The 12,175-nt window shown below is 41.7% G+C and carries 10 protein-coding genes; all 10 read left to right on the forward strand.

Annotation, left to right across the window (positions count from 1 at the left end; genetic code table 11):
• The first annotated feature begins 4 nt into the window (after positions 1 to 4).
• The 10 genes from GLW00_RS08840 to codY all read left to right on the forward strand — a co-directional run bounded on the left by GLW00_RS08840 (position 5) and on the right by codY (position 12,145).
• The gene (locus GLW00_RS08840) at positions 5 to 1,861 is read left to right on the forward strand and encodes a TP0910 N-terminal domain-containing protein (RefSeq protein ID WP_160913166.1); all 1,857 of its coding nucleotides are present in this window, start codon (positions 5 to 7) and stop codon (positions 1,859 to 1,861) included.
• Complete coding sequence (locus GLW00_RS08845) at positions 1,858 to 2,127, forward strand: EscU/YscU/HrcU family type III secretion system export apparatus switch protein (protein ID WP_160913168.1); 270 nt, start codon at positions 1,858 to 1,860, stop codon at positions 2,125 to 2,127. Before GLW00_RS08840 ends, GLW00_RS08845 begins: the two co-directional genes overlap by 4 nt.
• Before the next feature lie 552 nt (positions 2,128 to 2,679).
• Positions 2,680 to 3,840, forward strand: a complete 1,161-nt coding sequence (gene sucC / locus GLW00_RS08850; RefSeq protein ID WP_160912433.1) for an ADP-forming succinate--CoA ligase subunit beta — start codon at positions 2,680 to 2,682, stop codon at positions 3,838 to 3,840.
• 17 nt (positions 3,841 to 3,857) lie between these two features.
• Positions 3,858 to 4,760 (forward strand): succinate--CoA ligase subunit alpha, encoded by a 903-nt coding sequence (gene sucD / locus GLW00_RS08855; RefSeq protein WP_160913170.1) that lies wholly within the window; start codon positions 3,858 to 3,860, stop codon positions 4,758 to 4,760.
• Between the two features lie 67 nt (positions 4,761 to 4,827).
• The gene (dprA, locus tag GLW00_RS08860; protein WP_160913171.1) at positions 4,828 to 5,709 is read left to right on the forward strand and encodes a DNA-processing protein DprA; all 882 of its coding nucleotides are present in this window, start codon (positions 4,828 to 4,830) and stop codon (positions 5,707 to 5,709) included.
• 306 nt (positions 5,710 to 6,015) lie between these two features.
• Complete coding sequence (gene topA, locus GLW00_RS08865; RefSeq protein ID WP_160913173.1) at positions 6,016 to 8,091, forward strand: type I DNA topoisomerase; 2,076 nt, start codon at positions 6,016 to 6,018, stop codon at positions 8,089 to 8,091.
• 388 nt (positions 8,092 to 8,479) lie between these two features.
• Entirely contained in the window at positions 8,480 to 9,379 is a 900-nt protein-coding gene (gene xerC, locus GLW00_RS08870; protein ID WP_160913175.1) for a tyrosine recombinase XerC, read from the forward strand.
• Between the two features lie 5 nt (positions 9,380 to 9,384).
• Positions 9,385 to 9,930 (forward strand): ATP-dependent protease subunit HslV, encoded by a 546-nt coding sequence (hslV, locus tag GLW00_RS08875; protein ID WP_160913177.1) that lies wholly within the window; start codon positions 9,385 to 9,387, stop codon positions 9,928 to 9,930.
• A gap of 12 nt (positions 9,931 to 9,942) precedes the next feature.
• Positions 9,943 to 11,340 carry an ATP-dependent protease ATPase subunit HslU gene (gene hslU, locus GLW00_RS08880; protein WP_160913179.1) on the forward strand — a complete coding sequence of 466 codons (1,398 nt, stop codon included), beginning with the start codon at positions 9,943 to 9,945 and terminating at the stop codon, positions 11,338 to 11,340.
• A gap of 25 nt (positions 11,341 to 11,365) precedes the next feature.
• Positions 11,366 to 12,145: a GTP-sensing pleiotropic transcriptional regulator CodY gene (gene codY / locus GLW00_RS08885; RefSeq protein ID WP_160913181.1), complete on the forward strand. Its 780-nt coding sequence runs from the start codon at positions 11,366 to 11,368 to the stop codon at positions 12,143 to 12,145.
• Positions 12,146 to 12,175 lie beyond the last annotated feature (30 nt).

Genomic DNA, 12,175 nt, shown 5'->3' on the forward strand with positions numbered 1-12,175 from the left:
AGAGATGAATCATATAATCAATGGTCTTACACGTTTATCTACCCACGCACCTCTGTCTGCTGAACTTAAATCAGGCCAACTGATAAAAGGGAAAGTCATTCAATCCCTGCAAGACAACAAAGTTGTGGTGAACTTGGGAAAGAAAAGTGTGGAAGCTATCGTGAGTCAGTCGTTGATGAAAGGTTCATCTTATTTATTCCAAATCGAGCAGGTTGAACCATCTCTCTTATTACGAGCTGTCTCTCGTTCTGAAGCGCGTTCAGAACAATTAGATCATGCATCGCTTTTAAAGCAAATAGGTGTAAAAGTAAACAAAGACAACCTGTCACTGATGAAAGCTATCGTTAATTTAAAGGTACCATTGAATAAGAAAGATTTGGTCCAAGCGTTCAGCTTGGTACAGTCTTCTTCCAACCAGCCATTTTCACGCGATCTATTACTACATATGGTAAGCAGGAAGATGCCCATTCAACCTTCTGTATATGCGGCATTATCTATGAAATACACAGTTGAATATTCTCAAGCTTTGTCAGATGTTGAGCACCAATTAGGCGGAAAATCACTCTCTCTTTCTGACGAAAAAATTTTATCAATGATTCGAACTTTACGAGCAGAACCAAACCCCTATGCAGACAGGGATGCTTTGAATAGATTAAGCTCTAAACTAGCACAGGGTTCACAAGTGACTTTTCATCTCCTTAAGAAAGCCACGCTCATAGACAATAAGCATACCCTCTCATCATTTCAGGAAGAGTGGTCTCAAAACAACCCCGCCATGGATACGTTACCTTTTTCAAAAAGACGGGTAGCGGTTTCTTTACATCAGTTGTTACTAAATCAACTGCCTCTGACAGCTTCAGAAAATCAAACGATCAAACAATGGATGAATACATCGGAAAAAATCCTGTCACTCTGGGCACCGCAGCCTTCTGACAGTGATTTCTCCATGTTGCCTCGCCAAATACGCAGCCATTGGTCGGAGACTTTAAGGAAAATGGTGGACCAAAAAATATTAGCACGAATAACTCCGCATTTGCAGGAGTCCACTAAGGTTTTTATGGATAAAGCCGTCACTTTTTCAGATCAGAGCCAGATTGAAAAACCCCCTTTTACAAGAACTGAATTTAGTTCTTTTGTTGCTACTATGCAAAAATTATTTGGAAAACAACTATCAATGGAGCAGCAAAAGCTCCTTGTTGAATCATTGCACGCATTAAGTCAACATGTATCCGTATCTGACAAAGACAAAATGTGGATCCAATTGAAAGCAATAGTAAATGAAACAGGTTTCAATGATGAGCATTTTCTAGCAAGAGCCCTTGAAAAGGGTGATGTACCTGTGCAGTCAGAAAGCTCATTAAAATCGTTGCTCATCAAGGCGGCAAATGAAGGTTCAGAAGTAAAAGCAGATACGGCAAATCGACTGATAAACCTCATCAATGGCACTCAAATTGCGTCCTACCAGGATAACCCTCAAACACTGCAAATAGCCCTTCAATTTCCAGGTGATTTCTTAGGGGCTTTAAAGGATGTTCACATGAACATGGAGGGACGGAAGAATGAGGATGGCCAAATAGATTCTGACTATTGTCATGTCATGTTCTACTTACATCTTTCTCAGCTGGAGGAAACCGTCATAGACCTTCAGATCGTTGAACGCCGTGTCTCTGTCGTCATTTATAATGAGAAACCAGAGCTGGAAAAGCTTTTCAAACCGTATCAACAGAAATTAGAAATAGGCTTAGAAAAGGCGGGGTTTGAATTGAACTCTTTGAAGGCACGTGTCACGAAAGAAGTCTCGAAAACCCCTGGGTCCAACATAAATGAGGAGGGGATAGAAGGGGTGGATCTCAGAATATGAATGAAAAAAGAAAAGAAGCCATTGCTTTGACTTATCAATCTGAAAAAGCGGCTGCTCCCGAGGTTGTGGCAAAAGGGAAGGGCATCATTGCTGAAAATATATTAAAAGCAGCAGAAGAGCATCAAGTTCCTGTACAAGAAGACGCTACGCTCGTCGAATTGCTTTCGGAGTTGAACATCAATGAACAAATCCCGGAAGATCTTTATCAGGTGGTTGCTGAAGTTTTCGCCTTCATTTACAACGTTGAGCAGGAACTTAATAAATAACACTTTTGTAAGGCTATGACAGGATAGTGAAGGCTCGTCATCGAGTTGTTTTCGGTGTTCATGGCCTTGTATTTCCAGTCGTGCCTAACCAGGTGAATGCCGCATTGGTACTCCTGTGTAGGAGTCTCGCAGCTTCCCAGCATCCCATGGGTGATGGTGATAAACGAACCCTCAAGGGACGCATATTTCCGCTTGTCCAGTAGACATAAGGCGCTTTGTAACAGCATTTTATTGGGGAAAACACAGATTTGAGCGCTCCATAGATCTGGGAAGTTCCTTTCTAATGGCAGAGGCTCCCCGCGATCCCGTGGAAAGCAAGATATTCCCCGCAGCTCCATTCACTAACCAGAAATATTGAAAATGAGTTTTCCTCAATCGAGGGGATGTTTGGAGGAAATGGATAGGGTAAATTTATCATTTTTAATCTAGTTTACATAATAATATACCTGGTAATCTATTGAATTTTTCGACAGATATCTAGCTTAGTATGGACAATTGATAGCGTTTTTTTATACAATGTACATGCAGTGAAATTTGATGGGAGGATGAAACATGAACATTCACGAGTATCAAGGAAAAGAAATCATGCGTGATTTTGGCGTATCTGTGCCAAATGGACACGTCGCATATACCGTAGATGAAGCTGTCGAAGCAGCAAAGAAATTAGGTAGCGATGTCACAGTTGTCAAAGCGCAGATCCACGCAGGTGGCCGCGGGAAAGCCGGCGGAGTCAAAATTGCTAAAAATCTTGACGAGGTGCGTACATACGCTGACGAAATACTAGGAAAAACTCTTGTAACCCATCAGACTGGACCAGAAGGCAAAGAAGTAAAGCGCTTACTTATCGAAGAAGGCTGCGATATTAAGAGCGAGTACTATGTCGGTCTTGTTCTCGATCGCGCGACTAGCCGTGTGACGATGATGGCATCTGAAGAAGGTGGCACAGAAATTGAGGAAGTCGCAGAAAAGACTCCTGAAAAAATCTTCAAAGAAGTCATTGATCCTGTGACAGGTCTTACACCATTCCAGGCGCGTCGACTTGCATTTAATATTAATATTCCGAAAGAATCTTTAGGAAAAGCAGTTAAGTTTATGCTTGGCCTTTATGACGTCTTTGTACAAAAGGATTGCTCTGTTGCAGAAATCAACCCACTTGTTACAACAGGTGACGGGGAAGTAATGGCGCTTGACTCCAAGTTAAACTTTGACGATAACGCTCTTTTCCGTCAAAAAGACATTGCTGAACTTCGTGATCTTGAAGAAGAAGATCCAAAAGAAGTAGAAGCATCCAAATACGACCTTAGTTACATCGCACTTGATGGAAACATTGGCTGTATGGTTAATGGTGCAGGTCTTGCGATGGCTACCATGGATACAATCAAACACTATAGTGGAGACCCTGCCAACTTCCTGGATGTCGGAGGCGGCGCTACAACAGAAAAAGTTACCGAAGCTTTCAAAATCATCCTTTCTGATGAAAATGTAAAAGGAATTTTCGTTAACATCTTCGGAGGCATTATGAAATGTGATGTCATCGCTGAGGGTGTGGTTGAAGCGACGAAACAAATCGGACTTACATTGCCGCTCGTTGTTCGTCTGGAAGGTACGAACGTAGATGCTGGGAAGAAAATTCTTGATGAATCAGGCTTGAACATCACTTCTGCAGATTCTATGGCAGAAGGCGCACAAAAAATCGTTGAACTAGTCAAGTAAGAAAGGCGGGTAATCAGATGAGTGTATATATTGATAAGAACACAAAAGTCATTGTTCAAGGAATTACAGGATCGACAGCACTTTTCCATACAAAACAAATGGTTGAGTATGGTACACAAATTGTGGGCGGTGTAACGCCTGGTAAAGGCGGCACTGAGGTTGAAGGAATTCCAGTCTTTAATACAGTTGCAGAAGCTGTAGAGAAAACTGGAGCAAATGCTTCCGTCATATATGTCCCTGCACCGTTTGCAGCGGATGCCATCATGGAAGCGACAGATTCAGAAATGGATCTTGCTATTTGCATCACTGAACATATTCCTGTTTTGGATATGATCAAAGTTAAACGTTACATGGAAGGAAAGAAAACTCGCCTTGTGGGACCGAACTGTCCTGGTGTCATCACTCCTGATGAATGTAAGATCGGCATCATGCCTGGTTACATCCATAAAAAAGGTCATGTAGGCGTCGTTTCTCGTTCTGGTACACTGACATATGAAGCGGTCCATCAGCTTTCTGAAGCTGGCATTGGTCAATCCACTGCGGTAGGAATCGGCGGTGACCCTGTGAATGGGACCGATTTCATCGATGTCCTGAAGGCTTTCAATGAAGACCCTGATACTGAAGCGGTCATCATGATTGGTGAAATTGGCGGAACTGCCGAGGAGGAAGCAGCTGAATGGGTGAAAGCGAACATGAACAAACCTGTCGTCGGCTTCATTGGCGGTCGTACAGCCCCTCCAGGAAAACGCATGGGCCACGCTGGTGCAATTATTTCCGGTGGTAAAGGTACGGCTGATGAAAAAATCCGTGTCATGAACGAATGTGGAATCCAAGTGGCTGAAACACCTTCAGTGATGGGTGAAACATTAATCGGGGTTTTAAAAGATCAGAATTTATTCGATAAGTGTAAAACCCACTAATTAAATGAAGAAAGAGGCCGTATCGATGAACAGGTACGGCCTCTAAATTATGGAAATGAGGTGCCTGATGAAAGACCGTAGAACACGCTTACTCCTTCTTCATGATTCTCCTCACATGACAAGACCGCTCGTGAGAAAATTACTTCAGATTGATGCTTCTTTATTTCACCCCTTTTCATGTTCAGCTTCACAGTTATCCAAAGATCTATCCATTCCTCTTTCTAGATCACAATCCATCCTCCGTCATATAACAGCACCTAATATAATGAAGAAACTCGACATATATGATCAAAAATATACAATTGTCACCGTCTTTGATCATACTTATCCAGAGTCTTTAAAAACGATTCCCGACCCACCTTATGTCCTTTATACGCAAGGAGATGTATCTTTTTTTCATAACCCCCTTTCCATCAGTGTAATCGGCACTCGGAAGCCGTCATCGTATGCATTTCCTTCTATGAAAGCTGTACTTATTCCTCTTATAAAATCCGGCTTTACCATAGTCAGTGGGATGGCACAGGGAATTGATCAACTTGCCCACACGTTAGCAAGTGAATACAATGGAAAAACAATTGCAGTTCTCGGTTCTGGATTTCAGCATATTTATCCTAAGAACAACCCTGCACTATACCATAACTTGTCTGTAAATCACTTAGTCATTAGTGAATACCCGCCAAACTGCCCCCCGAAAAAGTATCATTTCCCTGAGCGAAACCGCCTGATCGCCGGATTGACTCCGAGTACCTTTGTCATTGAAGCTCGATTGAAGAGTGGAACATTGATTACAGTAGACCAGGCCTTGGAGCAGGGGAAAGATGTTTATGCACTTCCGGGCCCTGCAGGAAGGATAACCAGTGAAGGGTGTCATAAAATGATTAATGAGGGCGCAAAATTGGTTCATACGTATCACGACATTCTGGAAGATTGGTTAGAAAAATTTGAATAATCCGTTACAAAGGTGTTACATTCAAGGGTGAGATTGGACCAATTTGTGACTTTTTTGAAAAATATATGTTTGACAAACGGTTTCATTGTATTTAATAATAGGGAAGATTTATTTTATAAAAAGCTGATTCACCCACTAGCATGGAAAGATGACCACGTTCGAGTGACTTTTTCTTACTGGAGAAGACAGTTAGGCTTCCTTTTTCCATTTGATTAAGTTTTAGAGCGATAGGTAAATTAAAAAAACAAAAATGTAAAAAGAGTGTATGAAACATAAAGAGAAAACACCTCTATGGGAGGAACCTATATGGCAGATTATCTGGTAATAGTAGAATCACCTGCAAAAGCAAAAACAATTGAACGATACCTGGGAAAGAAATATAAAGTCAAAGCATCCCTTGGACATGTGCGTGACTTGCCTAAGAGTCAAATGGGTGTGGACGTTGAAAATGAATTCAATCCCAAATATATAACGATCAGGGGAAAAGGCCCTGTTTTAAAAGAGCTAAAAACCGCCGCCAAAAAGGCAAAGAAAGTTTATCTCGCTGCCGACCCCGACCGTGAAGGGGAAGCGATTGCCTGGCATTTAGCCCACAGTTTGGAAATTGATGATACTTCAGATTGTAGAGTCGTTTTCAACGAAATCACCAAAGAAGCAATAAAAGATTCATTTAAACACCCGAGATCGATCGATTCAGATCTGGTGGATGCTCAACAGGCCCGCCGGATTCTTGACCGCCTTGTCGGATATAACATCAGCCCGATTCTTTGGAAGAAAGTGAAAAAGGGCTTGAGTGCGGGTCGTGTTCAATCCGTTGCCGTGAAAATTATCATTGATCGCGAAAATGAAATTAAAAAATTCCAACCCGAAGAATATTGGACCATTGAAGCTGATTTCTTAAAAGAAAAAGAGACCTTTGAAGGTTCCTTTTACGGTGTTGATGGCAAGAAAAAGGATTTGAAAACACAGGATGATGTTGATGAAATCCAAAAGCGGATGAAAGGAAAAGATTTCTCTGTAGAGAAAGTAAACAAAAGAGAAAGAAAAAGGAACCCGTCTCTTCCTTTCACCACTTCCTCACTGCAGCAGGAAGCGGCACGTAAATTGAACTTCCGTGCGAAGAAGACAATGATGATTGCTCAACAGCTTTATGAAGGAATCGATCTTGGCGGAAAGCAGGGGACTACTGGTTTAATTACGTATATGCGTACGGATTCCACACGTTTGTCGAATTCGGCCAAAGAGGACGCTAAGCAATACATCGAAGGTAATTTCGGTAAAGAGTTTCTTGGTCAAAGCAAAGGGGCCAAAAAGCAAGAAGGAGCACAAGATGCACACGAGGCCATCAGGCCTACAGGAGCAGATCGTGATCCAAAAGCTATGAAGAGCATATTATCCCGTGATCAGTATCGTCTGTATAAATTGATTTGGGACAGGTTTATAGCAAGCCAAATGGCGCCAGCCGTGTTGGATACAATGACTGTACACCTTTACAATGAAGGGGTGGAATTCAGAGCTACAGGTTCTGAAGTGAAATTCAAAGGGTTTATGAAAGTGTATATTGAAGGTCGGGATGATAATAAGAAAGAGAAAGACAAGCTTTTGCCTCATCTTGAAGAAGGGATGACTGTAAAAGCAGAAGAAATCCAACCGAACCAACACTTCACGCAGCCTCCTCCAAGGTATACGGAAGCGCGTCTGGTTAAGACACTTGAGGAGCTCGGGATCGGGCGTCCTTCAACTTATGCACCAACCCTTGATACCATTCAGCGTCGTGGTTATGTCGCTCTGGATAATAAACGTTTTATTCCAACGGAGCTCGGAGAAATTGTTCTTGAGCAATTGAGAGAGTACTTCCCGGAAATCATTGACGTCGATTTTACGAAAGGTATGGAAGATGACCTTGATGCAATTGAGGATGGAAAAGAGGATTGGGTGAATATCATCAGCCAATTCTATAATGGTTTTCAGCCTCGCTTAGAAAAAGCGGAAAAAGAAATGGAAGAAATTGAAATAAAAGATGAGCCTGCAGGAATTGATTGCGAGAAATGTGGGCATGAAATGGTCTATAAAATGGGGAGGTACGGGAAGTTCCTTGCATGCTCGAATTTCCCTGACTGCCGCAATACGAAACCGATTCTTAAAAAGGTCGGAGTCACTTGTCCGAAATGTAAAGATGGAGAAGTCGTTGAACGGAAAAGTAAGAAAAACCGCAAGTTCTTTGGTTGTGAAAACTATCCTGATTGTGACTTCATATCTTGGGATAAGCCAATCAGCAGACCTTGTCCGAAATGTGAATCTCTCCTTGTGGAGAAGAAGTCGAAGAAGGGCACTCAGATTCAGTGTACCGAATGTGACTATAAAGAAGAGCCTCAATCATGATCTAGTTATAAAACCAAGAGTCTATGACTATCCTTTTAGTTATAGACTCTTTTTTATTTGTTTCAACAGATGTTGGATTACATGACAGCTGCTAAACAGATCAAAGGTGCAACCTAAGACTTAAAGAATAGGGATAAATTATGAAATCGATGACCAGTTTTTATGGAACGTAAGTTTTTGATTGACAGCTATAATATGGGACGCTATAATTACGCTTTGGTAAGTATACATACTTGACACATATCCTAATGAAACTACGATTTCTGAGACTCCTTGGTTATTAAGAGTTGGAAACAATTCAGAATTTTGTTACATTTTAATTAAATGCATTGTTATGTCTATGAGTGTTGTGATAAAATTTAGACGCCTTTGAGAGGTGGCAGGAATTATGCAGTCATACAAAGATCTTTTTATGGAATACCTTCAAATTGAAAAAAACGCTTCGCCTCTTACTTTAAAACATTACGGAAGGGATTTGGATGAATTTGAATCGTTTCTCACATCCGAGGGGGTAACGATTCAGGAATGTGAATACCCCATCATTCGAATCTTTTTATCAAGGCAGTATGATGCGCAGCATTCAAGAAGGACAGTCTCCAGAAAAATATCAAGTTTGAGAAGCTATTTCCGTTTTTTAGAACGAGAAGAAATTGTCGGTCAGAACCCATTTTTAAATGTGGTGTTGCCTAAGAAAGAAAGTCCTATACCGAACTTCTTCTATGAAGAAGAATTAGAGAAACTATTCACAGTGAGTGATCTTCATACGCCCTTAGGACAGAGAAACCAGGCTCTCATCGAACTTCTTTATGGAACGGGTATACGTGTCAGTGAATGTGTGAAAATGGACCTCTCTGATCTTGATTTTTCATTGAATACAGCTCTTGTTCATGGAAAAGGAAGTAAAGACCGCTACGTTCCATATGGGCAGTTTGCTGCAAAATCACTTCACACATATATAAATGATGGCAGGAATCAATTGGCTTCTAAGAAAAATACATCGAGTAAACGGTTGTTTTTGAATGCTAAAGGCGGTCCTTTAACAGCCGATGGGATCAGGCTTATATTGAAAAAAATGGTGGAAAATGCTGCAATGACGGTGGATATTCACCCCCATAAATTGAGGCATTCGTTTGCTACCCACCTGCTGAACGAAGGGGCAGATCTGCGCTCTGTACAGGAATTGTTAGGGCATGAACGGCTCTCTTCCACTCAGATTTATACGCACGTATCGAAAGATCGATTGAAAAATGTATATATGAACAGTCATCCCCGAGCGAATAAGAGGTGAAAATAATGGAGCAGCAATTTCATGCAACAACGATCTTCGCCGTCCAGCACAACGGAGAGTGTGCGATGAGCGGAGATGGTCAGGTTACATTAGGAAATCAAGTAGTGATGAAACACAAGGCAAGGAAAGTCCGCCGATTATTTAATGATCAAGTATTAGCAGGCTTCGCTGGTTCTGTGGCCGATGCTTTTACTCTATTTGAGAAGTTTGAAGGAAAGCTGGAAAGCTATGATGGGAACCTTGCTAGAGCTTCTGTAGAACTTGCCAAAGAGTGGCGGAGTGATCGCGTTCTGAGGAAATTAGAAGCGATGCTGATCGTCATGGATAAAGAAAATATGTTTCTTGTATCAGGTACTGGGGAAGTAATAGAACCGGACGATGGTATTCTTGCTATCGGTTCAGGTGGTAACTTCGCTCTGAGTGCAGGGAGAGCCTTGAAACGTTATTCACCGGAACAATCTGCTTCTCAAATTGCCAAAGCAGCACTTGAGGTTGCAGGAGAGATCTGCGTGTTTACTAATGATCAAATAATTCTGGAAGTTCTCGATTAAGGGGGACCATGTATGTCATTAAACTTGACTCCAAGACAAATTGTTGAAAAACTTGATCAATATATTATTGGCCAGGAGAGCGCGAAGCGATCTGTAGCCATTGCTCTTCGTAACAGGTATCGCCGCATGCAGCTAACAGATGATTTAAAAGATGAAATCGTACCGAAAAACATCTTGATGATGGGGCCTACAGGAGTAGGTAAAACTGAAATTGCCCGTCGTTTAGCGAAATTAGTCGGGGCTCCTTTTGTTAAAGTAGAAGCTACCAAATTCACTGAGGTCGGTTACGTAGGACGTGATGTGGAATCCATGGTACGTGACTTAGTGGAAATGGCCGTACGTATGGTGAAGGAAGAGAAAATGGAGGCTGTGAAAGACAGAGCAGAAGAACAAGCGAACAAGCGCCTTGTAAAACTGCTCGTCCCTTCTAAGAAAAAACAGTCCAATAATTTCAAAAACCCATTTGAGATGATCTTTAATCAAGGCAATCAACAGGAAGTTGAGCCTGATGAAAAGAGCGAAGAAGCGGAAATAGAGACAAAAAGAAGCCGTATTCGTCATCAATTGGATCTTGGTGAGCTGGAGGACCGTATGGTAACCATCGAGGTGGAAGAATCTCAATCTTCCATGTTTGACATGATGCAAGGCTCCGGTATGGAACAGATGGGTATGAATATGCAGGATGCATTCAGTCAATTCATGCCGAAAAAGAAAAAGAAACGTAAACTTCCTGTTTCCGAAGCACGAAAAGTATTAACACAGGAAGAAGCAGGCAAATTGGTGGATATGGATGAAGTCGGTCAGGATGCTGTAGCTAAAGTAGAACAAGCCGGGATGATCTTTATTGATGAGATCGATAAAGTGGCGGCCAAGGTTGACAACCAGGCGAATGTATCACGGGAAGGTGTGCAAAGAGACATCCTTCCAATCGTCGAAGGCTCGACGGTCGTCACGAAATACGGACCTGTTGCAACTGACCATATTCTATTTGTTGCTGCCGGTGCTTTCCATATGGCGAAGCCTTCGGACTTAATTCCAGAACTGCAGGGAAGGTTTCCCATCCGTGTAGAGTTGAATAAACTCAGTGTTTCTGACTTCAAGAACATTTTAACTGAGCCTTCGAATGCTCTTTTGAAACAATATAAGGCATTACTTGAAATAGAAGGTATAAAGGTTGAATTTTCTGACGATGCTATTACTAGACTCGCAGAAATCGCTCATGAAGTAAATCAGGAAACAGATAACATTGGGGCGCGGAGACTGCATACGATTTTAGAAAAACTGCTTGAGGATTTATCTTTTGAAGCCCCTGACGTAACGATGGAAACCATTGAAATCACACCGCAGTATGTAGACAGCAAACTATCATCTATTGTAAAAAACAAAGATTTGAGTCGATTTATTTTATAGGGTGAACAACAAGGAGGAAATGAACATGAAACTATTAGACCGTGCACGTAAAATCAATGCAATGCTGCAAAAAACCACAGGTAAATCCGTGGACTTCAATGATATGTCCGCAACAATGCGAGACGTGATTGAGGCGAATACATTCGTCTTAAGCCGTCGAGGGAAGCTTTTAGGCTTTGCCATTAATCAGGAAATTGAGAATGAGCGAATGAAGGCCATGCTTTCTGAGCGTCAATTCCCGGAAGAGTACACACAAAACCTATTCAAAATAGAAGAAACTACGCCGGATATCGATATCAACAGTGAATACACGGCTTTCCCTGTTGAAAACCGTGAACTGTTTGAAAATGGTCTAACAACAATCGTTCCGATCATTGGTGGTGGCCAGCGTTTAGGTACGCTTATTCTGAGCCGTCTGAATAGTAATTTTAATGAAGATGACCTTCTGCTAGCTGAATACGGGGCTACTGTAGTTGGTATGGAAATTCTTCATGAAAAAACAGAAGAAATCGAACAGGAAGCACGAAGCAAAGCCGTCGTACAAATGGCGATCAGCTCCCTATCCTATAGTGAACTTGAAGCTATCGAACACATTTTTGAAGAGCTGGAAGGGAACGAAGGGCTGCTTGTAGCAAGTAAAATTGCCGACCGTGTAGGAATTACAAGGTCAGTGATTGTTAATGCCCTTAGAAAACTGGAAAGTGCAGGGGTTATCGAGTCTCGTTCATTAGGGATGAAGGGAACCTATATCAAAGTGTTGAATAACAACTTCCTACTGGAGCTTCAAAAGCTTCGTACCAATTAAGTAAAACCAAACCGCCACTTTTTACAAAGT

This window comes from Halobacillus litoralis (assembly GCF_009856445.1).
In the GTDB taxonomy this organism is placed as follows: domain Bacteria; phylum Bacillota; class Bacilli; order Bacillales; family Halobacillaceae; genus Halobacillus; species Halobacillus litoralis.